Origin of the sequence: Gluconobacter sp., assembly GCF_047722525.1 — a bacterium.
In the GTDB taxonomy this organism is placed as follows: Bacteria; Pseudomonadota; Alphaproteobacteria; order Acetobacterales; family Acetobacteraceae; genus Gluconobacter.
The window spans coordinates 13,882-37,519 of sequence record NZ_JBDNYY010000008.1; the positions used below are offsets into that span (position 1 = coordinate 13,882).

The window sequence follows — 23,638 nt, forward strand, 5'->3', positions numbered from 1 at the left end:
TCAGTGGAGTCCAGCGTTTCGCAACGGAGATTACCCGAGCACTTTCGGGAATCTGGCCAGTTGACCTGCCACGCCCCGAGCTACTGACGCCGCGGGTTTCTTCTTCTGTGCCGGCACCTGTCGATATGGGGTTTCCGGTCCGCCCCTGTGGTCATTTTCAAGGCCAGATGTGGGAACAGATTGATCTCCCGAGAGCCGCGGGTCATGGCTTGCTCGTAAATCTGGGGAATACCGGCCCCCTTCTCCTGCCAGCGCGAAACAGCCGTCAGATCGTCGTCATTCATGATGCCGGCGTTTTTTCTACTCCTCAGTCCTATTCCCGGCAGTTCCGTGCCTACTACAAAACGCTGCACCGGTTGCTGGCTTTAGGCAGAACCCGGATTGTCACGGTATCGAACTTCGCCCGCAGTGACATAGCCAGTCATCTGCGGATTGATCCGGCCAGAATAAGTGTCATCACCGAGGGGGCGGAACACGCTACGCGTCTCCCGGCAGATAGGACCGTTCTTGAGCGCAATGGCCTGGAAGCGGGGAAATATGTGCTGGCTGTTGGCAATATGGCTCCCCACAAGGATTTCGCGGCACTTGATCATCTGGCGTCGACACTCCCTCAGCGTGGGGTAAAACTGGTCATTAGCGGCGGAATGAACAAGCGGGTTTTTGAGAGTGACATACCGGATCTGCAGCACGCCACGTATGTTGGTCGTGTGACGGATGAGGCACTTCACGCCCTTTACAGAGACGCAGCCTGCTTTGTTTTCCCTTCCATTTATGAAGGGTTTGGTCTCCCGCCGATCGAGGCCATGGAAGCGGGCTGCCCCGTCGTCGCGCGTGATATTCCTGTATTGCATGAAGTTTGTGGTCAGGCTGCTCTCTACGGTTCCATGCCGGCCGATCTGACGTCCCGGGTTTTGGAAATTCTTGATAATCCAGGGGTTGCCAAAACACTTCGTCATGCGGGCCGCGAGCAGGTGCGCCGCTATCGCTGGTCAATCGCGGCCGGGAAACTTCTGAATGTCATGCGAGAGGAATTCTTCGTATGCTGAAGGTTGTCCGCACCCTGCACATGATGGTTATGCTGCTTACAGCCAGTACCATCATGTCGGTCAGTGCGCAGGAACCCAGCGTTGATGAAGATACATCTTCGACTCCTTCGCCTGCGAAGATGCAGTTATGGTGTATGATCACGGATTCAGCATCGAACCGCCTGTTCGTTTCTGATCCGGCTCCTACAGGGACACTCAGTCACATGGTGTTGTGGACTGTAAGCAGCCGCTTCGTGACGGTCGTGAACAGTCGCTACAATCTGACGATCCGCAACAGCGATCATGCCTGTGCAGTTTATCGGGATAAAACTCATGCCACGAAGGCCAGAGATACCGCGGTATCCCTGGCTCAACACCATGGCGAACACATCGTTACTATCGGTCTGGATTAGGCCATGACACCTGAAACTGTCTCATCACTTCCGAAGAAATCCGTTAATGCAAAGTAGCCTTCAACGACAGAAAGGCGCGCAGGTTAGCGAAATGGCCCTGCTGTCAGCAGACCCCAAGGTCATCGTTGGTATCGCGACTACGGGCCGTCCTGCAATTCTGGCAGAGCTTGTGGATCAACTGGCCAAACAGTCGATCCAGCCTCACAGACTCATTATCAGCTATGCCAAACCGGGTGATATTGCTGCTATACCCCAGGTGCTTCGGGACAGCATGTCCATTGAATTCGTCACCGGCCATATGGGCGCTGCCGTCCAGCGTAATGTTATCCTTGATCGTGTGAAGAATGAGGACATCATCCTCTTTCTGGATGACGATTTCTTTCCGCATCCCACATATATTTCCAGAATCATCGAGGCTTTTCGTGAGCATCCGGATGTTCTGGGAGCCACCGGACATCTTCTGGCAGATGGGGCCAAAGGGCCCGGTCTGGAAATCGAAGAAGCTAACCGACTGAACGCAAGCGCCGAAACAACGCCTCTTCTTCAGGTCGAGGATGTCTTCAATACTTATGGCTGCAACATGGCCTTCCGCTGCGCTGCCATAAAACGTCTGGGCACCCGCTTCGATGAAAACCTGCCTCTTTACTCCTGGTATGAGGACATGGATTTTTCCCGTTCTCTCCTGCCGCATGGCAGGATTGTCAGGGTCAATGGCGCCCGCGGTGTGCACCTCGGAAACAAGACCGGCAAAGGGTCAGGTGTCCGCCTTGGTTATTCCCAGATCATCAATAGCATCTATCTTGCCCGGAAGGGGACTTACCCCTGGTCACATGCGCTGAAAAGCGCGGGAAGACATGTCCTCATCAACGCTCTCAAATCCTTAAGATCCGAACCTTACATCGACCGCAGGGGACGTCTGCGGGGGAATCTGATCGGCATCGGCGACGTCGTCCGAAACCGTATCACTCCTGAACGTGCCGCCACACTTACCATTTCAAAAGTAGCATCCTGACATGCGTTTTTCACTTGTTGTTCCCACTCTCAACCGGCAGATTGAAGTCGAAGCCTTCATGCAGGGGCTCGACCGCCAGATTTTCCGTGACTTCGAGGTTATCCTCGTTGATCAGAGCGGAACGGATATCTTCGACGACATTGTTGCACGATACAGCAGTAAATGGCCCGTGAAGCATATCCGCTCTGACATCCGCAAACCACGGCACGCATGTAATCTGGGTGCCCGTCAGGCCGTGGGGAAACTAATTGCTTTCCCCGATGATGACTGCATTTACGAACCAGACACTCTCGAACGTGTGGATGCCTATTTCCGCAAGACGGGTGATCAGGGTTTCATAACTGGTGCCGTACTGAACCTGGATGGCGCACCAACGGCAATGGGGCGATGGCTGAAACAGAGTCAGCCCCTTGACCGTCACAGCATCTGGACGGGCCTGATCGAGTTCAATTTCTTCATGCCTCGCGATCTGTTCGAACAGGTCGGCGGTTTTGATGAAAATCTGGGCCCGTGTACGCCATTCGGCTCCTGCGAAGGTCCAGATCTTGCGCTGCGCCTGATGTCGGCCGGGGCACATGGATATCACGATCGCAGCCTGCTGGTCCGTCACATGGACAAGTCTTCGACGGTCAATGGTTCCCGTGCCTATGATTACGGGACCGGGATGGGATATGTGCTACGTAAAAACCATGCTTCCATGCGAACGGTCCTGACATTCTTCATCCGCCCGCTGGGAGGAGCACTCCTCAGCCTGCTGCGACGGAAATCTGATCAGACGGCATATTATTTCAGGACGCTTCAGGGCAGGCTGACAGGGTATTTCTCCAGAGAAGGCCGCCAGATTGCACGGAACACTCCACGGGAAAATATTTCCTGATCATCCGGGAGCCCTTCTGGAGCGACTGTAAAGGCAGGTTCATGACAGGAAATTTTCTCAGGGTTTTCGCCGTTTCGAGCGCAATCCCGGCTGTATTTCTCATACTTTCCGCACATGCTGATGCTGCAGATCCCGCCCGAATGATCGCAGCGTGTCCGGCATGGCCTGTTCATTGTGAAATTGACCTCAAGGGACAGGTCTACAGGATTCAGCATACGCTACATCTCAATCCGCTCACCATGAGGCTGACCAACGGCGTACTGGATGCCTCGGGTCTTCCGGATGGTGAACCTGCAATTCTTGTCTCGTCGGATGGTGCAGGACAGCCTGAAAGTTACGATACCGCTGCAGACAGCATCGATCATATTGTTCTCACGGGCCAGTTGAAAGCGGATGGGATCGTTCTCGACAACAGGAACGATGATAATATCCGCGCAGCCGCTATTACGCTGGAAAATGTTTCAATTTCAGGATTCCGCCACGGATTGACGTTTGGCAGTCATGCTTACGTTTTCGGCCTTTCCCACGTTCAGATCCATAATAACGCGACGGGCCTGTATACGATTTCCGGCGCGGTGGATGCGGGAGAGCGCATTACTCTGGAAGATGTCAACGTTTTCAATAATACGCTGGGCGTGGATGATGAAGGCGGCATGGAACTGGACTGGCTCGGATCGCGTCTGGATTACAACGCAATGACTGCGGTAATATCAGGTCTGTGGAGTTTCGACGGACATATTGAGATTTCTCCCCCGCACAGTCCACCGATCCGGCTTCATGCTCTTGTCGGTCAGCCAGCGGGTTCACTTTTCATGACAGCCGGGTCCTTCGTAATTGTCAGTCAGTCCGACGGAAAGGCAAGCAGCGATTACTGGGTCCAGAGTGATAGCCCCTATAGTGCGATCCAGTTTCCCGCCCGCACTTATGGGGTTCGCGGAAAGATCGCTGTCATGAATGGCCCTGCTCCTGTTTACGGGCCTGCCTTGCCAGCGTTCAACCCGAACTGATCCTGGGCGAGGCCCCTGCCCAAGACAGGGGCCCATAACGGAACTGCTACGCCATCCAACGGCCTACTGCCGCCATACCCAGTTTCAGGAGTTCTTCGGCCCGCTGAGGAGTGGATGCTTCAACATATACCCGCAGTTCCGGGGCATTTCCTGACGGGCGCAGGTGGATAATGTCGTCCTGATGGAAGGTGATGCGGATACCGTCCGTTTCGTCGACGTTCGCAACGGGGCCGCAGGCGGCAACGAAACCCAGCATCTCGCTGACACCTGCAACGTCCTCACGTAACATGGCCAGCCGTGCTTCACTCTGCTTCCGGGGAATGTCTTGAAGACGATCGCTCTGTGTAAAACGCGGCGGTAGTGTTTCAAGAAGTTCTGCAACACCGCGCTGTCCGTCCTGAACCGAGGTCAGGACACAGATCATTGGTAAGACGGCGTCCCGGGTCGGCAGGGCAGCAAGAAATTTTCCCTGACGATTGATATCACTGGCCAGCAGGAAGCCGCCATTGGCTTCGTAACCGACAGATGGGATGTTTCCTGCCTTAATGGCATCCATCATTCCTGTCACGACGTAGGGTGAGCCAATCCGGGTACGACGTACGGAAGGAACAATTCCCGAAGCTTCGAGGGCCGTATTGCTGCTGACAGGCGTTGTCACCGAGGCGGCACCCAGGCTCTGTGCCGCAAGAATTCCAAGAACGTCTCCCCGAAGCCAGCGTCCATGCTGATCCGTGAGGAGAGGGCGGTCTGAATCTCCGTCCGTTGTCAGGATGGCGTCATACTCACCGTTCTGCGCCCAGTCGCGTGCGAGAACGATGTCTTCCGGACGCACTGCCTCTGTATCGACGGAAACGAACACATCCGAACGTCCCAGAGGAACAGCCTTTCCTCCCAATGCCTCGATAACAGACACCAGCACGTCCCGTCCTACTGCTGAATGCTGATACACTCCCAGCGTCTTACCGGAGAGCGCCGTCGGACCAAAAAAATCCACGTAGCGTGAAATATATTCCGGCAGAACGTTTGTGAGCGGGGGAAGCGTGATATCGGTTGTCAGAGTCCCTTGGTCATCGAACCATCCGTGCGGGAGGCTGACGTCCTGTTCGCGCATGCCCGCTTCGTCGCTTTTGAGCAATTCTCCTTTCGCACGATTGAACTTGATGCCGTTTCGATCACTGGGGATATGGCTTCCTGTCACCATAAGTGACGGAATATTCCGCGAGAACGCATACAAACTCAACGCGGGTGTAGGAACCAGACCGCAATAGACCGGCTTGCCTTTCATCCACACGATGGCGGCAGCGCAGGCCCGAAGAATGCGAGGAGTACTCGGACGCAGGTCTCCCGCAATAGCTACGGGCGTTCCGGGGCTGAACTCCCCGACTGTCTCCAAATACTTCAGATAGCCAGCAGTATACGCAAAGCAGACAGCGTCCGTCATGGATGTGACAAGCCCGCGTGCACCACTTGTCCCGAACGCTACTTCTGATTGCACCATCCATTTAGAAATTTTCATGTATCTTCAGCCTCATGTCATCAAGGGAAATAGCTCATGCGTATATCTCCTCGAACATACATCTGCGCTATTGGACCTAATAGGGCTTGCCGGGGAAAAATCATGGGCGAGCTGACAGGGATACAAGGCCAGCCTCGCCCAGCATGTGCCCGAGCGACATTGCTGCGGCTGATCGATCGTTTTGTGGATCTGTCAGCTGTTCGCCATGATCTGAAGCCATTCTGCTGTGATACAGCGCATCCTTCGATCGACTACTGATCCGCATGCTGAGCATCGGATATTATATGGGCATCAGCGCTGGAATAATCAGAAACTTCCACCCCTCCGTCAGATCGAAGTCAAGAGGGCGTCCCTGACCGTCAGTATGGGCGTGGATCTTGCTCGTAAAGCTCCACGGCTTCGACCAAAGCCTTCCCTATGAGGCCCCCTTTTGCACCCGCCGCCTTGCTCTGCCCATCGACGGACCCGCACATAGACCGAGTTCCATTTCCGGTGGCGTTCATGCATGTCTCGCCACGGACAACCGACACGCAGCACGTAAAGTATCCCGTTGAGGAACAGACGATTATCCTGTGCCGGTCAGGACCAGCGGCAACGTTCGGGCGGCAGCAGGCCGCTAATGATCCCCCATTCCTCGTTCGTCAGGTCGACACGCATTCACCGGTCTCCGTAAAGACCAGCTTTGAATCACATCTCCAACATGAGCTGCTTTCTATTCCTCGAAAGGTTCAGTGTAACTGCATGTCATCCTCAAGAACTATCAATCAACGGTTCTTAAAGCTCTCCAGATCTGAATGCGGGAGGATCGCGTAGGTCATAAGTTTAGATGATGGTACAAGAAGAAGAAAAGATTTCGAAGAGAATGCCTAGCTGTGGTTTTGTTTTTGAGGTCAAATCAAATGGTTGATCTCAGAATTGCCGGGGCAGCTTGCCTCTCATTGCATGTGAAAGTTCTGGATCGATAGACTGGAGAACATTTCATGCTGCGAGACATGGCTGTAGAGTCAGGTAACGGTTCGATGGAGCAGAACACTCCGTCACTCAGCATGATCGGAACGCGCGCTTTGCTGTTTGAAGCGCCGGGAGACTTCACGCTTGCACAGCAGCGTCGTATCTGGGCGCTCACGGAAGCATCTCGCGATCGCCAGGACGTTGCTGAAGTGATTGTTGGCGTGACCAACCTGATGCTGGTTTTTGCGCAGGCACCTGAAGATCCGAAAATCGTAGCGGACTGGCTTCTGAAAGCTTGGGATACACTTCCGGAACGTCATATCAAAGGCAAGCTCTTTGAAATTGGCGTACGTTACGGCGGCGAATTGGGAGAAGACCTGTTTCATGTCGCAGAACATGCCTGTCTGTCCCGGGAAGACGTCATCTCGCTGCATCAGGGAGCGGAATACACTGTCTGTGCTTTGGGCAGTGTTCCGGGATTCGGGTATCTTCACGGGCTGGACCCGAGGATTGCGACGCCTCGAAAATCAGTGCCCTCCCTGAACATGCTGGCTGGCACCGTTACCATTGGGGGAATGCAGGCCGGAATATCGGCTTTGACTGGCCCCAATGGATGGAATTCGATCGGCTTTACGGAAATATCGCTATTCAACCCTGAAAAGGATTCTCCTTCCCTGTTCGCAATGGGAGACCGGATCAGGTTCTATCCGGAAAGTATTGATCTGTGATTACAGTTCTTCAAACCCCTCCTCAGAATACCGTTCAGGATCTGGGGCGTTTCGGATACCGCGAATTGGGTGTGGGCACCGCTGGTGCAATGGATGGTGTGGCGCTTCAGGCGGGAAATATCCTTCTGGGAAACCAACGCGGCGCAGCAGCTCTGGAGATCCAGACCTTTCCTTTTGTCGTCCGGTTTGACGAAGCATGTTTCGTCGCTGTGACCGGTGCAGATGCGAAGCTGGATCTCTCCGGGCGACCATTCCTTCCCTGGAGTCTGAAGCACGTCGAGGCAGGGCAGCTTCTGTCGGTGGAGCGCCCATCCGTGGGCGCGCGCGTGTATCTCTGTGTCCAGGGAGGTATTGAAGTTCCTACAATTCTGGGGTCCCGCAGCACGCAGCTACGCGGTGGCTTCGGGGGGCTTGAGGGTCGTTTCCTTGAGGGTGGCGATGTTCTGAAAACAGGTCATGGATCAGAAAAGCGTCTGCTCTATGGTGCTTCGCCACCAAAGCAGAGGCTTGAGCAACTGGACCCGGTAAAAGGTGTGATCGGCCTGAGAGCTATTCCGGCGACAGATTATTTCCGGTTTCCGGAACATGCCCGTCATCGTTTCTGGAATACGGACTGGAAAATTTCTCCGCAGAGCAATCGCACCGGGTATCGCCTGAAAGGTGAGCCGGTTCTTCCTGAAAATGCTGTTGAACTACGATCCTATGGTGTGGTCCCAGGGATTGTTCAGGTCCCTCCGTCAGGAGAACCAATTGTACAGATGGCTGATGCCAATACGGCTGGAGGCTATCCCAGGATAGCGTCGGTTATCGAAGCTGATCTCTGGAGACTTGGTCAGGCACCGGTTGGTTCCAGGATCAGATTCGTCCAGTGTGATCATGCCGAGGGAATTGCAGCGATGTCGGCTGTTACGTCGTATCTGTCTGATCTCATGCAGGTCACGAGCCTTTATCAGGGAGAGCGTGACACGCTTTCGCAGGCTGTTTCCTGACGTTTTCGGGCCAAATGTCTCCCAACCATAACGAAATATTATGGTTGGGGAAAAAATTCCTATGAGAGAACCATTCGTAATCATCTTACACTACTGAAGAGTGTAAAAGGGATATCTTTTCATGAAGATATTCCGGATAAACAACAAACCATGTTCGGGCGTGGAGATTATTCGGGAGTCTGACGAACCGTGCGGCATGATCTGAAACGAGGAGCGCTTCTGCTCGCAACAGCGACGCTATTCAGCGCCATGGTTAATGCTCTTCAGAAGCTGACCGGTGTTCGCCTGCCTGCTGTGGAAATCACGTTTTTCCGGAATTTCTTCTCGTTGCCTTTCGTTCTGCTGATCGCCAGCAGAAGAGGGATGGTTCTCAAAACCAATCATTTTGGCGGCCATGTCATTCGTTCTGCCATTGGCCTGACCGGAATGATCATGGTTGTTGTCGCCGTGACCCGGCTTCCGCTCGCAGAGCAGCAGATCCTGTCCTATACGCAGCCTTTGTTTCTGGTTCTGCTTTCCATTCCCTTGTTGAATGAGAAACCGTCCCTGACGCATTGTATTGCCGTTCTCATTGGTTTCTGTGGCGTATTGTTTGTTGCGCTGGGGAAAAACACAGTATCTGCGGTTCCCGGCGTTGTCATTCCTCACTGGGTATATCTGCTTGCGATTGCACAGGGCGCGGTCGGGGCGCTGACGGCCATGCAGATACGTCAGCTTTCCGCTACGGAATCCAGTACGACCATCACCATCTGGCAGGCCATTCTCATGACACTGGCCACCCTTGTTGCGCTGCCGTTCATCTGGGTATCTCCCGGAATAACGGATCTGTTGTGCCTTGTTGCCGTGGGGGCATTTGCAGGGATTGCCCAGATTCTTCAGACAGAAGCCTTTGCCTCGGCTCAGGTTTCTGCGGTCGGGCCTTTCTCTTACACCGGCCTGCTTTGGGCGGCCCTGATTGGATGGCTTGGCTTTGGGGAACTGCCCGGTCTGACGCTTTTGCTCGGTGGGTGCCTGATCATCGGTTCAGGTGTGTGGATGCTGCGCGTCGATCGAAACCGGCAGTCCAGGAAGGATGATGTGCTTTCCAATGTGGAAGCGCTCAGCAGTCAGGATGCGGCTCTCGAAGCCAGTGAACTTACGAACGAAAATCTGGAAAGCGCACCTTCGACCCGATGAGGGCGCACAGGACACTGCGGTTTTTCAATGTCGAATACCCTGACGGGACGCCCCATCCCTGACCGGTAAGGAGAGCGGATATGTCTGAATTTGGAGTTGCAGGATCCGATGTTGAGGACGGTGCACCAGCCATGAAAGTCTCCCGCACCAACATATCGTCACAAAAGACGTCGGCCACCACCTATCGCTATGTCATGTTTGGATTCATTTTCCTCATGTACATGATCAGCTATGCGGATCGAGCCGCCTTATCCATTGCATTGCCGGCTCTGGGACAGGAATTCGGGCTGGGTTCGGTACAACTCGGATGGATCTCCTCAAGTTTCCTGTGGTCCTATTTCATCCTGAATCTGCCATCGTCCATTCTGCTTGATGCAATCGGGCCTCGTCTGACGGGCGTAATTGCGGTGGCGTTATGGTCGTCTGCGATGGTCTATGGCGGAACGGTTTCCACGATCCGGCAGTTCATTGCATCGCGGGTTTTTCTCGGGATCGGTGAAGCGCCGACCTTTGGTGTCGGGAGCAGTGTCGTGCGCGCCTGGGCACTTCCTAAAGAGCGCGGGTCAGTTCTGACGACGCTTCTGACCGGGCAGCAGATCGGCCTGGCGCTCGGTACGCTGGCTGGTGCGTTCCTGATTGTTCGCTTTGGATGGCGGTTCGAGTTTGCCGCACTCGGGGCGATTGGTCTTCTCTGGGCTGCATTCTGGTGGTTTTTCTATAGAGATTCACCCTATAAGCCGATCGCTGAGAAAAAAGGCCCCATTACCCGGACACAGTTCTTTTCTCTTTTTAAATCCCGCTCGTTCTATGCGATTGTCATTACGCAGTGTCTTGGAAATTACTTCAATTTTCTCGTGATGTCGTGGTTGCCGGTTTATTTCATTCATAAGTTCCATCAGGATGTTTTCCAGTCTGGTGCGAAAAGTGCAGTCTGTTATGTTTCTGCATCATTTGGGGCAATCCTTCTTGGGCGTGTTCTGGAAGTTTCAGTTCTGCGTCGCCGAACTGAAATTCATGCCCGTCGCATTATCGTCTGTACATGCATGATGTTGAGTGCAAGCGTGGGCCTGCTTCCCTTCATGAATTCGATGTCTCTGACTCTGCTTGTCATGGGTGTATGTCTGGCTGGCATGATTGCAGGAAGTGGCGCCAATACGGCGCTTCTTGCGGATCTTCTGGACGATGGCAGCAAGATCGGTACCGTAACGGGCCTGACCCTGACATTCAGCAATCTGTCAGGACTGTTTGCACCGATTGTCACGGGTTACATTGTGGCGGGTACTGGCAGCTTTGACATTGCCTGGTTTGGCTGCTCGGGAGCCCTTCTGGTGGCTGGCCTTACATCCCTGTTCATGGTCAGTGCGCCGATCCGGACGCTCTTCAGCAAGGCATGAAAAAAGGGAGGGAGCCTGAGCTTCCTCCCTTTCTCCGGAATGAACTGCCTTAACGCAGGCTTGCAACGAATTCGGCAATCCGGCGGCACCCCTCACGAAGCGTATCCGTGTCTGTCGCATAGGAAATGCGGAAGAACGGACTGAGGCCGTAAGCCGTCCCCTGAACGGTTGCGACCTGTTTTTCTTCAAGCAGGGCCATGACAAAGTCGGTGTCAGTATCAATCGTTCTGCCGCTGGCTGTCTGCCTGCCGATGCAGTCCGTAATATCCGGATAGACATAGAACGCGCCCTGAGGCGTATGACACCGGATGCCCGGAATGTCGTTCAGAAGTCCAACCACAAGATCACGGCGCTTCTGATATTCTGCCGCCCGGTCTTTCAGGAAATCCTGCGGGCCCGTCAGCGCCGCAACAGCCGCAGCCTGCGCAATGGTGTTGATGCCACTCGTGGCCTGTCCCTGCATGTTGTTCATGGCTGCGACGAGGTCACGCGGGCCGCCACAATAGCCGACACGCCAGCCCGTCATGGCATAACTCTTCGAGACACCATTGACCGTCAGGACGCGGTCTTTCAGTCGTGGCTCGACTTCGGCAAGAGTATGGAACCTGAAGTCGTCGTAAACGAGATGTTCGTAGATGTCGTCTGTCATGATCCACACCTGGGGGTGCTTCAGCATGATCCGGGCAATGCTTTCCAGATCTTCCCGGGAGGCGCATGTTCCGGTGGGGTTATTGGGAAAGTTCAGAGCCAGCCACTTGGTTTTCGGCGTAATGGCGGCTTCCAGCTCTTCAGGAGCCAGGCGGAAACCGTTTTCCGGACGACAGGGAACCTGAACGACCTTTGCGCCACCCAGTCTGGCCAGATCAGCGTAGCTGATCCAGTAAGGCGTCGGAAGGATGACTTCATCACCAGGATTGCAGGTCGCCATCATGGCGTTGAAGATGATCTGCTTGGCACCGTTGGCGACGAGAATTTCATCGAGGTCGTAATGGAGATTATTCTCGCGCAGGAATTTCTGCTGGATCGCCTTTCTCAACGCGGGTTTGCCGTTCTGGGGAGGATATTTGGTATCCCCACTGCGGGCAGCCGCAATTGCGGCCTCGATGACATGATCCGGAGTTGGAAAATCAGGCTCTCCGGAGGAAAGCCCTACAATTTTCAGTCCCTGTGACCGTAGTTCCGAAACCTTGTCGGTCATTGCCGCTGAAGCGGAAACGGAAATTCCGTTCAGTCTGTCTGCGAAGCCGGGCATCCATTTTTACTCCAATGGGTGAATGGTCAAACAAACCTGGATTCCTTATTTTAAAGGCTTTGCGGAACGGTTTGATACCAACGAAAATCCTTTGACCCTATCCAATAAAGATATGAGCGCAATGTTTGCTTAGGACATTACGGTTTCGGCACGGTTCGTGTCGGGTGATGTCTCATCAGATTCCCTGTCGCGCACCGGACCAGTCAGTTCCAAAGCACGCGGACTGCAAGATGTTTCAACATAAGATGTAACCGGAAAAACAGGTATGGATAATGCGCTGAATGACGGGCTGAAACGTCCGGTATATGAGGATGATACCGATTCTCATGAAATGTTCCGCGTTGAAAAGGACCTTCTGGGATCCCGGAAGATTCCGCAGAATGCCCGATGGGGCGTTCATACTGCACGGGCCCAGGATAACTTTCCGATCAGCGGCATTTCCGTCGGGGCCAGCCCGTTTCTTGTGAAAGGAATGGTTCTCGTAAAGCAGGCAGCCGCCAGAACGAATCTCAGGCTCGGAACTCTGGAAGAATGGCGGGCGGAGGCGATTGACAGGGCCTGTCAGGATATTCTCGATAACCGTACTCTTCATGAAGAGTTTGTTGTTGATGTGATGCAGGGCGGAGCGGGAACGTCCACCAACATGAACACCAACGAGGTCATTGCAAATGTGGCGCTCGAACTGTTGGGAAAAACGCGGGGTGATTACAACATCCTGCACCCGAATGATCATGTAAACATGATGCAGTCCACGAATGATTCCTATCCTACCGGATTGCATGTTGCGCTTCTGCTGTCCCTGGAACCTCTGTTGGAAACTCTGAACCGTCTGGCAAACAGCTTGCGGGCCAAAAGCGCCGAATTCGGGGATGTCCTGAAGCTTGGCCGCACGCAGTTGCGAGATGCTGTGCCCATGACGCTCGGGCAGGAGTTCAGAGCCTTCAGCACTACGATTCTATCCGAAATCGCCAATCTGGAAAACGTGTCCGGGCAGTTGCTGTCGATCAATCTGGGTGGCACGGCAATTGGGACAGGCATTACGGCGCATCCTGGTTTTGGTACGGGCGCAACGCAGGAATTACGGCGACTAACGGGCTATGCGTTCAAAAGCGCCCCGGATCTGGTGGAAGCGACGTCTGATGTCGGCGCTTTCGTCAGCCTGTCAGGCGCTCTGAAACGACTGGCCCTGAAGCTTTCGAAAATAGCGGGCGATTTTCGTCTGCTGTCCAGTGGCCCATGGGCGGGATTGGGAGAAATCTCTCTTCCGGCCGTGCAGGCCGGGTCTTCCATCATGCCGGGAAAAGTGAATCCGGTTATTCCGGAGGCCGTCAATCAGGTGGCTTATCTGGTGTGTGGGCACGATCTGACTGTCACTATGTGTGCGGAGGGTAGCCAGCTTCAGTTGAATCCGTTCGAGCCCATGATTGCCCATTGCCTTCTTTCCTCAATGCAGTGTCTGAGCAATGCCGTGACGATTCTGACGACGCGCTGTGTGGATGGCATCGAAGCTGACCGGGAGCGTTGCCGATCCTACGTCGAAGGAAGCGCCAGTATCATTACGGCGCTGGTCCCTCGACTGGGATATGAGGTGTGCTCCAGGCTGGCAAAACGTGCATCGGGTGAGAAACGGAAAATCCTCGATCTTCTGATGGAGGAAGATCTGCTTCCCGCTGGAGAACTGGCGGAACTGCTCCGTCTGGAGCGCCTGACAGGTGCGGTCTGCAAAGTCTTGGGGGGAGAGCCCTCAGTCATAGGTCATGGCGATGGGTCGAGATGAAAACAATATTGGCGATCACCTTTACGAATACGCAACAATAATAAAAAGGCATCAGCCTGGTTGAGGAAGCGCCCCTTCATGATCCTCAGCCATCGCTGGTTGGCATAAGCCACGGAGCGGTATCCGGAATGGTTTTCCAGATGCGGTGCCCGGCAGATCCCTGCTGAGTTTACCGCCCGGTTCCAGATGTTGTCGCCTGTAGAGATGGAGTAGCCGCCGATGAAAAAGCGCTTTCATATGACTGAGAAAAAACTGCTGCTGTGTACGACCCTGTGCCTGTTCGGTTTTTCTGCCAATGAAGCGGTCTCCGCAACGACGACGACCAAGTATGGCGGAAAAGCAGTCAGGGCAGACAAGCCTGTTGCAGCTCCGAAGAAGCCAGTGGTCCATGATCTGGAAAACCATAAGAGCGAAGAGATCAGCGTCACGGCAGGTCGTCGTGTCGGGCGGTCGGTGCTCTCTCCGTCTACGCCGGCACACAGCACGACGCAGGTTACGGTCGTCAGTGGAAGCGAGCTTGCGGCCACAGGCCAGAGCAACCTGATGCAGGCGCTCTCACAGCTCTCCCCGGCTGTAACCGCTCCACCAATGCCGGGGGGTGGTAATAACGGCTTCACACAGACGATGCAGCTTCGTGGTCTTTCTGCCGATCAGACGCTGATTCTCGTCAACGGTCACAGACGGCATATTGGCGCGAATTTCAATGCTCTTGTCGGGCCGCAGTGGGGGTCTGAACCCGCCGATATTGCCCTTATTCCCATCAGCGCCGTTGATCATGTGGAAGTCATTACGGAAGGCGCAACAGCGCTCTATGGTCAGGAGGCCATGGCCGGTGCCGTCAATATCGTTCTGAAATCCGCAACACATGGCGGCTCCATCAATTTCAAGAACAGTGGCTTCTATGGGGGCGACGGACAGAACATTGACGGTTCTGCCAACCTTGCTTTTGCTCTTGGGAAGCAGGGCGGTTACCTGGATCTTGCGGCGCAGGTCATGCATCAACTGCCAGCCTCCCGGAATGGGGACTATATCAACGCGGGCCGCTATCCGAACGATTTTTACTATGCCCTGCCCAATGGCAGCGTAGATCCGCGTTCAAACCGCAGCCGTGATGTCCAGCGCTCAAATTCGCTGTCAAAGCGTACAATGGAAACGCTCTCTGCCAATATGAGTGTCCCGTTGACAGAGCATATTGATCTGTATTCGACGTCGACCTATTCGCACCGGAAAGTTTCAGTAGGACAGACCTATCGTTCTGCCGCCGATGACCTGACGGTTACGTCCCTATGGCCCGATGGCATGCAGCCTTATTACGACATGACAGAGAATGACTTTGAGGTCGATAACGGCTTCAAAGGGCATACATTCGGTTTTTCATGGGATACATACGTCAACTACGGCAAAGATCTTCAATCCTATGACATGCGTGATACGGACAATGCCTCTTATGGTGATGCCAGTAAGACAAAATTTTTCACGGGATCAGCAAATGCCAGCCAGTTGACGGCAGGCTTCCGGGCCTCCCGCAATTTCAATGTTGGCTTCCTGCCCCGTCCCGTCAATCTGGAGTTCGGTGCAGAATATCGCCGTGATACCTTCACGCTTGGGGCTGGTGAACTGGCGTCTTATGCAGATGGCGGCGTTCCTATCCTGACCGGTCCTAATGCTGGAATGGCTGCTACGCCAGGAGCGGCGACGCATGCAGGTAATCCGGCGGATGTCGCAGGAAAATACACTCGCGATGTTTATGACGGGCACGTTAATCTGGATTTCTTCATTACGCGCAAATGGGAATGGACGCTGGGCGGCCGAACGGTTGCCTACCACAACTATCCCGTTGTCACGACCGGATCCATTGGAACACGGTACAACTTTAACAAAAAATGGGCGATCCGTGCCAACATCAACACGGGTTACCGTCCGCCAACGCTTGGCCAGACCTATTATTACTACAGTTCCCCAAGCGCCACATACTCCACCCTGTCTCTGCCGAATAATAGCCCGGCAGCGCGCGCGCTGGGTGCGGGTCCTCTCAAGGGCGAGTACTCCCGCAGCTATAGTATCGGTGTCGATGCAACGCCGATCACCAATATGCACTTGACTGGAAATCTGTATTACATTGCCATCAATGACCGTCTTGCCAGTACGCCAACTCTTGGTGGCAGTTATGTTGCCAGTACTCTGGCAGCAAACAATCTCGGAAATGCTACTTATGCGTCCTATTATACCAATCCGGTGAACACGAACACCTGGGGTGGAGATCTGGCGCTGGATTACACCTGGCGCACACAGAAATATGGTATATTCCGTTTTGGAATTGGCATAAACTTCTCTGACAACGAGATCCGCAGTTACAACAAAACGCCTGCGGTTCTTCAGGCCCATAATATTCCTTATTTCAACTCCTATGCTGTCGCTGAACTGCTTCATGCCTCACCCAAGAACCGTGAGAATCTGACCGTCAACTGGACGAAGGGAAAATGGTCTGCGAAGGTTGAGGAACTGCGTTATGGCTCCTCTGTCTTTATTGCGGCTCCAAACCTGCCCACCAGTCTCTGGACAGCCCAGAGCCCGGCAATCATCACGAACCTCGAGGTCGGTTACAAGATCGTTCCCTGGTGGAATGTCACGATTGGCGCCAATAATGTGGGTAACAAGTATCCGACCCGTGTAAAGACCGCAGCTACCGCATCAAACTTCAATATGTACAAGTATGCTGCGTTCTCTCCTTACGGATATTTCGGTGGGATGTACTACGTTTCAACGTCCATGAATTTCTGAGAAAACCGGAAGGGAAAGGGCACAGACATGCTTGATACATCCGGACGTGTCATCATGGTTTCCGGGGCATCCAGAGGGATTGGCGCAGCAGTCTGCGCCCGTCTTCTGGATGCCGGGTTCAAGGTTTCAGGCGGGATGCGCGCGCCTGAAACGGCGCAGGAGCACCCCAACTTCTTTCCATGTACCTATGATGCGGAATCCCTGGAGGCAGCCTCACGCTGGGTCCGGAAGACGGTCGAGTATTTCGGCAGGGTTGATGCCCTAGTCAACATTGCCGGGATCAATCCTCGCGTTACCGTAGAGCATGGGGATGAAGAAAAGCTTGATCAGATGTGGAGGGTAAACGTGAAAGGCCCTTTGCGTCTTGTCCGTGCAGCGCTTCCTTATCTGAAGGTTTCCGGGACCGGGCGTGTGATCAACCTGGCGTCTCTTGCCGGAAAGCGGGTGGGGACGAATGTCGGATACGCGATGACGAAGTTTGCGCTTGTCGCCCTGTCTCACGGAATCCGGCAGGAGTTCTGGAATGACGGCATTCGTGCCTGTGCCGTATGTCCCGGTTATGTTGCAACCGACATGACAGCGCATGAAACGGAAGTGGCTGCGCCGGACATGACGCAACCGGAGGATCTGGCAGAAATTGTCGAGACTGTCCTGCGCCTGCCAAATTCAGCATCCCTGTCTGAGATCCTGATCAACTGTCGCAAGGAAGGAATGCTGTAGAGACCGTGGGTCAGGTAGCAGAGGCACCGTGCAGGTTCATCGTTTCTTCCCGCAGAATTTCGATGACCGCTGTCGCAGCGACAGAGTGCGTGGCGTCATCCTTCAGGCACAGGGAAATCGGCGCGATAATCTCTGGTTCTGTCAAGGAGCGGACAGCCACCGGGAAGACGTGTTGCAATTCGCGCGCCACCGGAAGCGGCAGGATCGTGATACCGAGCCCTTCGGCAAGAGCTTCTCCCAGTGTGGAAAGCGATTCAAGCTCGGCAATGATATGCGGGCTGAATCCACTGTCCCGGCAGGCTTTTTCAATACGGGTCCGGGGGTAGGTTGAACGTACGGGCAGGAACATTTCCCTGTCTGCCAAAGCAGCCAGGGGAATGACCTCCTCGCCTTCAGGAAAGAATTCTTCCAGCCCAACGACGCACCATTGTTCCTTGGCAACGGTTTCAAAGGAGAGCCCTCTGATTGGCCCGACATCATAAAGAACCGCGACATGCATCGCGTCTTTCATGATGAGTTCTGTCAGGGCAGGCCCGAAATGTTCCCTGATATGCAGAATGACATTGGGATATTTTTCCCGAACCTTTCTCAAAAGAGGAAGGGCAAGGGATGTCGCGCTGCTACAGGGGGCCAGACCGACGCAGACCTCACCTGAAACGACAAGTTCCGGCTGGGAAACACTCCGGCGGGCTTCCGCTTCCTGCCGGAGCATGATGTGTGCATGATGGTACAGCGCCCGCCCGGCTGGTGTGAGACTGACGCCTCTGGGGCTGCGGAGGAGGAGTTTCTGCCGGAACTCCCCTTCCAGAGCCACCATCTGCTGGCTCAGGGCAGGCTGTGCAATATGCAGCAGACTGGCCGCACGCGTTACGCTTCCGACGTCCACAACCTTGATGAATGCCGCGAGACGTCTTGTGTCCATGGAAATCAGCCTAGAAGAACATGGGCAGGAACGATTTCACCGCCACCACTTTCAATTTCTGATCTTATGACACGGGCCAGTTCTACGGAACCCGGAGTATCACTATGGACGAGAATGGAAGAAGCCTCAATCCGGCGCGTTTTCCCCTCGATCGTCGTGATCGTTCCGCTATCCAGAAACTGGCGGACCCTGTCCCGCAGTTTGCCATGATCGTGGATGACAGCACCTTCGAGCCCGCGGGGCACCAGATTTCCATTCATGTCATATGCACGGTCGGCCAGAAAGATCTGCAGAACCCGCAGACCTGCTTTTTCCGCTGCACGACCAACAGGCTGACCCGACATCGAGAAGAAAATCAGGTCACGGTCCATCGTGGCGATGAGTTTTGCAAGACGCTCTGCGAGCGCTTCGTCTGCATTGATCGCATTCCCGAAGGCCGCATGGTATGACACATGCGTAACGCGCGCACCGTGTGGGGATGCGATCCCCTGAAGGGCGCCGATTTGGTAGGCCAGAATAGCTTCCATTTCCTTGGGTGAAAGCTGCATGAAACGGCGGCCAAAACCGTTCAGGTCCGGAAAGCCCGGATGTGCGCCGATACCTACACCCCGCTCGATGGCCATGCGGACCGTGTGATCCATGATCGAAGGATCGCCGGCATGAAAGCCACAGGCAATGTTCGCGGAGGAAATGACGTCCAGAAGACCGTCATCATCGGCTACTTTCCACCTTCCGAAGCCTTCACCCAGGTCCGAGTTCAGGTCGATCTTCATTCATTCCTCCTGGATGCGTTTCTGGCGTGTCTTGTTACTTCACTCGTGGACAGGGATGACCGTGAGAATGGTGGTCCCGTATCCCGTCAGGTCACCGTCCTGTACCAGCACCTCTGCAATGGTTCCGGTGCATGGGGATGTCACGCTGATCTGCATCGGGCCGATCGAGAGCAGGGCGACAGTGTCCCCAGTCGTGACGGCGCTGCCCACAGGGGCCAACGGGACATCCTGCATGGGGCGCAGGAGCGACAGGACGCCGAAATAGGGACTTTTCACAGCGACAGTATCATCGCGTTCTGGAGTCTCTTCGGAAATCTGGAACGCCGCAGCTTCAGGAATGGCGACAGGATTCAGAACGATTTTGAAAGACCGTTCCCCGGCCGTCACTTCCAGACCGTCCAGCCCCGCGTTTCGGAGCCAGCCGATGATCTGTGCTGTTTCACCCACATCGGGAAGCTGGAACAACGCGAAGTCATTTTGCAGAGTTGTCATGCGTCTTCCCGTGTCCTGAGCCAGTTCTCCAGGAAGTGAATGTCGACACTGCCTTCACGGAAGGCGGGTTCAGCAACGATGTCCTGATGAAGGGGAAGGTTGGTTGTCACGCCTTCGACCCGCATTTCGGCAAGGGCAATCTCCAGACGGGCGAGAGCCTCTTCCCGCGTCCCGCCATGAACGATGATCTTCCCGATCATCGAATCATAGTGAGGGGGAACGGTGTAGCCAGCCGTGACATGGGTATCAACGCGTACGCCCGGTCCCCCTGGAAGATCCCATCTTGTGATAAGACCCGGAGAAGGGCGGAACGTTCTGGGGTCTTCCGCATTGATGCGGCATTCAAAAGCATGCCCGTGTGTGACAACGTCCTGCTGCCGCAGGTTCAGTCCTGCGCCATGTGCGATACGAAGCTGTTCGCGCACAATGTCGATACCGGTCGTCTCTTCGGTAATCGGATGCTCGACCTGAATGCGCGTGTTCATTTCGATGAAGGCAAAGAGGCCGTCTTCATACAGAAACTCGAACGTACCAGCGCCGCGATAGCCGATTCGATGGCACGCTTCGGCACAGCGTGCGCCGATCCGGGCGATGTCTTCTGCCGGGATGTCGCAGGGCGGGGCTTCTTCAAGCACTTTCTGATGACTTCGCTGAAGAGAGCAGTCCCGTGCGCCGAGCCACAGGGACGTTCCATGCGTGTCGCAGAGCACCTGAATCTCGATATGTCTCGGCTTCTGCATGAATTTTTCGAGGTAAAGCGTCCCGTTCCCAAACGCCTGCCGCGCTTCACGGGCTGTCAGTCTGACGGCTTCGGCCAGTTCATCCGCAGACCAGACAACACGCATGCCCTTGCCGCCACCGCCACCGGTTGCCTTGACGATCACCGGATAGCCCACGGCCTCCGCAATGGCTGCGACGTCTTCAGCCGCTTCGGGAAGGGAGCCATCGGATCCCGGGACGCAGGGCACGCCAGCTTCCAGCATGGCGCGCTTGGCGGAAATCTTGTCCCCCATGATACGGATGGACTGCGCCGTCGGACCTACGAAAATCAGGCCCGCTGCTTCAACAGCTTCCGCAAAATCGGCATTTTCGGAAAGAAAGCCATAGCCGGGATGAATGGCGGTGGCACCCGTTACGCGCGCTGCCAGCAGAAGCCGTTCCGCATCAAGATAGCTCTTTGCTGCCGATGCGGGACCAATGCAGAGTGCGATATCCGCTTCCTGAACATGGCGGCTCTCGCGATCGGCTTCTGAAAAGACCGCGACAGTTTCCAGCTTCAGGGCCCTGCAGGCCCGCTGGATGCGCAGGGCAATTTCACCGCGATTGGCAATCAGGACGCGGCCGGCACTCCGGGGCGCACTCATTGAAGGCGCAGGAGAGGCGTGCCGGCGTCCACCTCCTCTCCGTCTGAGGCGAGCAGGGCGACGACGGTTCCAGAGGCATCTGCCTCAATGGCACTGAAGACTTTCATTGATTCCATGAGGCCGACCTGCTGCCCTTTTTCCACCCTGTCTCCGACCGCGACGAAAGGGGGGGAGCCAGGGGCGGGACGTTGATGGAAAATACCGTATGCGGGTGCGGAAATGACATGTTCGGATGGAGGGGCCTCTTCCATAGCCGGGGAAGAGGCGGCCGGAACGTCTGCCGGCTTCAGACCCTGCGAAGGGGGGACAGACGTCAGGGCCGGCAAAGGGCTGGAGACGGAATTGCGGAACAGGCGGATGTGAGACCCGTTCTCCCGGAACTCCATCTCTGCAACACCGGAGCGCCCGGCGAGTTCAATCGTCTCCCGGATACGGTCCATCCATGCCGTCATTCTTTGGGTGTCGCTCTTTTGGCGAAGTTCAGACCACCCACGACCTGCGTTGTCGGCAGGACTTCCATAAAGCTGACATTCATGCGCTGCGGCGCCGTCACGGCAAAGGCAACGGAGTTCGCGATGTCGATCGGGAGCAGAGAGTCGTATTCGTCAAAGAACCGGCGTTTGGCTTCTTCCATGTTGCCGATCAGACGACCGAAGACTTCCGTTTCCACGCGGGCCGGCGAAACCTCGGTCACGCGGATATGGGATCCGTACAGGTCACACCGAAGCTGCTGGGAGAGGGAATGCACGCCTGCCTTGGTCGCGTGATAGACGGTATTGCCCCCCGCAAACGCATAGTGACCGGCGATGGAACTGATGTTGACGATATGACCACGGTCGCGCTCCACCATACCCGGCACAACCAGATGCGTCAGTTGCAGGACAGCACGGAGATTGACATCCACCAGGCTGTCAATGTCCTCGCGGGTTGTCTTCACGATGTTGCCGCTGCGGGACTGGCCGGCATTGTTCACGAGAACATCGAAGGGGATGTCCTGGGTGAGCTGCGCCAGGGCATCGTAATCCTCGACGCTGATGGCATGAGGAATGCATCCCGTTTTCTCGGCCAGTTCAGCCAGCCGGCCCGCATCGCGCGCTATCGCGTGAACTTCCAGGCCACTCTCCCGAAGACGTGCGACAATAGAGGCGCCGATACCGGAGGAGGCTCCTGTGACAAGTGCTGTACGGTAGGGAAATTCACTCATGATTGGCTGCCATCTGTTGCGGAGGAAGAGCTGTCTGCTCTTTCATTCGGACATATCAATGTGCCTTGAAAAAAATGATACTTCCGTAACAAATACCGATCCAACAGGACTTTGGTCTTGGGTCATAAGAGTACGTTATGCCCTGACTGCAGACTGTAAAAATCGTCGACGCAGCGTGTGATGGCCTCCTCGACCTCCTAACATGTAATCCATGCGTGCGGCTACGGGAGTTAAGCCTTCAGGGTTTTGAAGCTGCTTTCTATGACAGCAGGACCCTAGGCTCAGGACTCATAGCCAGAAGATGACGGTTGCAGCGAGGCAGATTGCCGAGAAGAATACGGTGGGGCATCTGTCATAGCGTGTCGCGACCCGTCTCCAGTCCTTGAGCCTTCCGAACATGATTTCGATGCGGTTGCGGCGTTTGTATTTTCTCTTGTCATATTTGACTGGTTTTCCGCGGGATCTCCGTCCCGGGATGCAGGGCCTGATCCCTCTTTCCTCCCGGGCATCCCTGAACCAGTCGGCGTCATAACCCCGGTCCGCCAGCATCCATTGTGCCACGGGCAGGCTGTCCAGCAGAGCAGAGGCTCCGGTGTAATCACTGACTTGTCCTGCTGTCACGAAAAAGCTCAGCGGTCGTCCGTTCTGATCGGTGATCGCATGCAGCTTCGTGTTCATGCCACCTTTTGTCCGTCCGATCAGTCGCCCTGGATCCCTTTTTTTAGTCGCAGGCTCGAAGCCGTGCGGTGCGCCTTGAGATACGTCGCATCAATCATAATTGTCTGGGGCTCTGCCCTTCCGGCAGCCAGACCGTCCATCATCCGGGAGAAGATCCCCATGGCGCCCCAGCGCTTCCAGCGGTTGTACAGTGTCTTATGTGGACCGTATTCCCGGGGCGCATCACGCCAGCGCAGACCATTACGGTTCACAAAAATGATCCCGCTCAACACTCGACGGTCATCAACGCGAGGTTTGCCATGGCTCTTCGGGAAAAAAGGCCGCAGACGCTCCATTTGCTCGTCCGTCAGCCAATACAGGTCGCTCATCTTCAGTCTCCTCAAGGAGCCTGAATCACATCCAATCACTCATATCAATGGGTCCTGAGCCTAGTCGGAATGGCATGCGCTGGCGCGATGCTCCCCGGGAATATGGGCTGCACAAGACGCTCTATAACAGCTGGAAGTGCTGGAGCGCGTCATGGAGATCTTTGCCCGGATGATGGGCGGCCGGGTTGCTGGAAAGGCAGAGCTCCGACCATCATGATT

At 55.1% G+C, this 23,638-nt stretch carries 22 protein-coding genes; 12 read left to right on the forward strand and 10 right to left on the reverse strand.

Features of this window, described 5'->3' with window-relative positions; genetic code table 11:
* The first annotated feature begins 107 nt into the window (after window positions 1-107).
* From ABF859_RS09215 to ABF859_RS09235, 5 genes are all read left to right on the forward strand, one after another.
* Complete coding sequence (locus ABF859_RS09215) at window positions 108-1,046, forward strand: glycosyltransferase family 4 protein (RefSeq protein WP_415527482.1); 939 nt, start codon at window positions 108-110, stop codon at window positions 1,044-1,046.
* The gene (locus ABF859_RS09220) at window positions 1,040-1,438 is read left to right on the forward strand and encodes a hypothetical protein (RefSeq protein WP_415527483.1); all 399 of its coding nucleotides are present in this window, start codon (window positions 1,040-1,042) and stop codon (window positions 1,436-1,438) included. The genes ABF859_RS09215 and ABF859_RS09220 overlap by 7 nt, the downstream gene beginning before the upstream one ends.
* 91 nt (window positions 1,439-1,529) lie before the next feature.
* The gene (locus tag ABF859_RS09225; protein WP_415527484.1) at window positions 1,530-2,450 is read left to right on the forward strand and encodes a glycosyltransferase family 2 protein; all 921 of its coding nucleotides are present in this window, start codon (window positions 1,530-1,532) and stop codon (window positions 2,448-2,450) included.
* A 1-nt stretch (window position 2,451) separates the two neighbouring features.
* Entirely contained in the window at window positions 2,452-3,327 is an 876-nt protein-coding gene (locus ABF859_RS09230; protein WP_415527485.1) for a glycosyltransferase family 2 protein, read from the forward strand.
* Window positions 3,328-3,467: 140 nt separating this feature from the next.
* Entirely contained in the window at window positions 3,468-4,334 is an 867-nt protein-coding gene (locus ABF859_RS09235; protein ID WP_415527486.1) for a hypothetical protein, read from the forward strand.
* 46 nt (window positions 4,335-4,380) lie between these two features.
* On the opposite strand, the gene ABF859_RS09240 is transcribed toward ABF859_RS09235, so the two are convergent.
* Entirely contained in the window at window positions 4,381-5,832 is a 1,452-nt protein-coding gene (locus ABF859_RS09240) for a phosphomannomutase (protein WP_415527605.1), read from the reverse strand.
* Between the two features lie 345 nt (window positions 5,833-6,177).
* The gene (locus ABF859_RS09245) at window positions 6,178-6,411 is read right to left on the reverse strand and encodes a transposase (RefSeq protein WP_415527606.1); all 234 of its coding nucleotides are present in this window, start codon (window positions 6,409-6,411) and stop codon (window positions 6,178-6,180) included.
* 419 nt (window positions 6,412-6,830) lie between these two features.
* Between ABF859_RS09245 and pxpB the strand changes: the two genes are divergently transcribed.
* From pxpB to ABF859_RS09265, 4 genes are all read left to right on the forward strand, one after another.
* Window positions 6,831-7,529, forward strand: coding sequence for a 5-oxoprolinase subunit PxpB (gene pxpB / locus ABF859_RS09250; protein WP_415527487.1), 699 nt, complete (start codon window positions 6,831-6,833; stop codon window positions 7,527-7,529).
* On the forward strand, window positions 7,526-8,518 hold the full coding sequence (locus tag ABF859_RS09255; RefSeq protein ID WP_415527488.1) for a biotin-dependent carboxyltransferase family protein: 993 nt from the start codon (window positions 7,526-7,528) through the stop codon (window positions 8,516-8,518). The genes pxpB and ABF859_RS09255 overlap by 4 nt, the downstream gene beginning before the upstream one ends.
* A 189-nt stretch (window positions 8,519-8,707) precedes the next feature.
* A complete protein-coding gene (locus tag ABF859_RS09260; RefSeq protein WP_415527489.1) occupies window positions 8,708-9,694 on the forward strand; it encodes a DMT family transporter in 987 nt (328 codons plus the stop codon).
* A 131-nt stretch (window positions 9,695-9,825) separates the two neighbouring features.
* Window positions 9,826-11,088 carry an MFS transporter gene (locus ABF859_RS09265; protein ID WP_415527607.1) on the forward strand — a complete coding sequence of 421 codons (1,263 nt, stop codon included), beginning with the start codon at window positions 9,826-9,828 and terminating at the stop codon, window positions 11,086-11,088.
* Between the two features lie 49 nt (window positions 11,089-11,137).
* On the opposite strand, the gene ABF859_RS09270 is transcribed toward ABF859_RS09265, so the two are convergent.
* Complete coding sequence (locus ABF859_RS09270; protein WP_415527490.1) at window positions 11,138-12,340, reverse strand: pyridoxal phosphate-dependent aminotransferase; 1,203 nt, start codon at window positions 12,338-12,340, stop codon at window positions 11,138-11,140.
* Between the two features lie 265 nt (window positions 12,341-12,605).
* Here ABF859_RS09270 and ABF859_RS09275 point away from each other — a divergent pair, with 265 nt between their 5' ends.
* From ABF859_RS09275 to ABF859_RS09285, 3 genes are all read left to right on the forward strand, one after another.
* Window positions 12,606-14,117, forward strand: coding sequence for an aspartate ammonia-lyase (locus ABF859_RS09275; protein WP_415527491.1), 1,512 nt, complete (start codon window positions 12,606-12,608; stop codon window positions 14,115-14,117).
* A 237-nt stretch (window positions 14,118-14,354) separates the two neighbouring features.
* Window positions 14,355-16,898 carry a TonB-dependent receptor plug domain-containing protein gene (locus ABF859_RS09280; protein ID WP_415527492.1) on the forward strand — a complete coding sequence of 848 codons (2,544 nt, stop codon included), beginning with the start codon at window positions 14,355-14,357 and terminating at the stop codon, window positions 16,896-16,898.
* A gap of 27 nt (window positions 16,899-16,925) precedes the next feature.
* Complete coding sequence (locus tag ABF859_RS09285; protein WP_415527493.1) at window positions 16,926-17,618, forward strand: SDR family NAD(P)-dependent oxidoreductase; 693 nt, start codon at window positions 16,926-16,928, stop codon at window positions 17,616-17,618.
* Window positions 17,619-17,628: 10 nt separating this feature from the next.
* Here the strand turns inward: ABF859_RS09285 and ABF859_RS09290 are convergent, their stop codons facing one another.
* From ABF859_RS09290 to ABF859_RS09320, 7 genes are all read right to left on the reverse strand, one after another.
* A complete protein-coding gene (locus ABF859_RS09290; RefSeq protein ID WP_415527494.1) occupies window positions 17,629-18,540 on the reverse strand; it encodes a LysR substrate-binding domain-containing protein in 912 nt (303 codons plus the stop codon).
* A gap of 5 nt (window positions 18,541-18,545) precedes the next feature.
* Entirely contained in the window at window positions 18,546-19,313 is a 768-nt protein-coding gene (locus ABF859_RS09295) for a LamB/YcsF family protein (protein WP_415527495.1), read from the reverse strand.
* Window positions 19,314-19,352: 39 nt separating this feature from the next.
* Window positions 19,353-19,805 carry an acetyl-CoA carboxylase biotin carboxyl carrier protein gene (locus ABF859_RS09300; protein ID WP_415527496.1) on the reverse strand — a complete coding sequence of 151 codons (453 nt, stop codon included), beginning with the start codon at window positions 19,803-19,805 and terminating at the stop codon, window positions 19,353-19,355.
* Window positions 19,802-21,169, reverse strand: coding sequence for an acetyl-CoA carboxylase biotin carboxylase subunit (gene accC, locus ABF859_RS09305; protein WP_415527497.1), 1,368 nt, complete (start codon window positions 21,167-21,169; stop codon window positions 19,802-19,804). The genes ABF859_RS09300 and accC overlap by 4 nt, the downstream gene beginning before the upstream one ends.
* Window positions 21,166-21,621 (reverse strand): acetyl-CoA carboxylase biotin carboxyl carrier protein, encoded by a 456-nt coding sequence (locus tag ABF859_RS09310; protein ID WP_415527498.1) that lies wholly within the window; start codon window positions 21,619-21,621, stop codon window positions 21,166-21,168. The genes accC and ABF859_RS09310 overlap by 4 nt, the downstream gene beginning before the upstream one ends.
* Window positions 21,618-22,373, reverse strand: coding sequence for an SDR family oxidoreductase (locus ABF859_RS09315; protein ID WP_415527499.1), 756 nt, complete (start codon window positions 22,371-22,373; stop codon window positions 21,618-21,620). Before ABF859_RS09315 ends, ABF859_RS09310 begins: the two co-directional genes overlap by 4 nt.
* 288 nt (window positions 22,374-22,661) lie before the next feature.
* Window positions 22,662-23,419 (reverse strand): IS5 family transposase gene (locus ABF859_RS09320; RefSeq protein WP_415527500.1). Its coding sequence is split into 2 segments (ribosomal slippage): window positions 22,662-23,086 and window positions 23,086-23,419, totalling 759 coding nucleotides; the frame shifts between segments, so codons are not numbered across the junction.
* Window positions 23,420-23,638 lie beyond the last annotated feature (219 nt).

Excerpts from the sequence above, each read along its gene's own strand:
- ABF859_RS09220 (WP_415527483.1), top strand. The coding sequence starts at position 1,040 with ATGCTGAAGGTTGTCCGCACCCTGCACATGATGGTTATGCTGCTTACA.
- ABF859_RS09225 (WP_415527484.1), top strand. The coding sequence starts at position 1,530 with ATGGCCCTGCTGTCAGCAGACCCCAAGGTCATCGTTGGTATCGCGACT.
- ABF859_RS09230 (WP_415527485.1), top strand. The coding sequence starts at position 2,452 with ATGCGTTTTTCACTTGTTGTTCCCACTCTCAACCGGCAGATTGAAGTC.
- ABF859_RS09235 (WP_415527486.1), top strand. The coding sequence starts at position 3,468 with ATGATCGCAGCGTGTCCGGCATGGCCTGTTCATTGTGAAATTGACCTC.
- ABF859_RS09240 (WP_415527605.1), bottom strand. The coding sequence starts at position 5,832 with ATGGTGCAATCAGAAGTAGCGTTCGGGACAAGTGGTGCACGCGGGCTT.
- pxpB (WP_415527487.1), top strand. The coding sequence starts at position 6,831 with ATGCTGCGAGACATGGCTGTAGAGTCAGGTAACGGTTCGATGGAGCAG.
- ABF859_RS09265 (WP_415527607.1), top strand. The coding sequence starts at position 9,826 with ATGAAAGTCTCCCGCACCAACATATCGTCACAAAAGACGTCGGCCACC.
- ABF859_RS09270 (WP_415527490.1), bottom strand. The coding sequence starts at position 12,340 with ATGCCCGGCTTCGCAGACAGACTGAACGGAATTTCCGTTTCCGCTTCA.
- ABF859_RS09275 (WP_415527491.1), top strand. The coding sequence starts at position 12,606 with ATGGATAATGCGCTGAATGACGGGCTGAAACGTCCGGTATATGAGGAT.
- ABF859_RS09280 (WP_415527492.1), top strand. The coding sequence starts at position 14,355 with ATGACTGAGAAAAAACTGCTGCTGTGTACGACCCTGTGCCTGTTCGGT.
- ABF859_RS09285 (WP_415527493.1), top strand. The coding sequence starts at position 16,926 with ATGCTTGATACATCCGGACGTGTCATCATGGTTTCCGGGGCATCCAGA.
- ABF859_RS09290 (WP_415527494.1), bottom strand. The coding sequence starts at position 18,540 with ATGGACACAAGACGTCTCGCGGCATTCATCAAGGTTGTGGACGTCGGA.
- ABF859_RS09295 (WP_415527495.1), bottom strand. The coding sequence starts at position 19,313 with ATGAAGATCGACCTGAACTCGGACCTGGGTGAAGGCTTCGGAAGGTGG.
- ABF859_RS09300 (WP_415527496.1), bottom strand. The coding sequence starts at position 19,805 with ATGACAACTCTGCAAAATGACTTCGCGTTGTTCCAGCTTCCCGATGTG.
- accC (WP_415527497.1), bottom strand. The coding sequence starts at position 21,169 with ATGAGTGCGCCCCGGAGTGCCGGCCGCGTCCTGATTGCCAATCGCGGT.
- ABF859_RS09310 (WP_415527498.1), bottom strand. The coding sequence starts at position 21,621 with ATGACGGCATGGATGGACCGTATCCGGGAGACGATTGAACTCGCCGGG.
- ABF859_RS09315 (WP_415527499.1), bottom strand. The coding sequence starts at position 22,373 with ATGAGTGAATTTCCCTACCGTACAGCACTTGTCACAGGAGCCTCCTCC.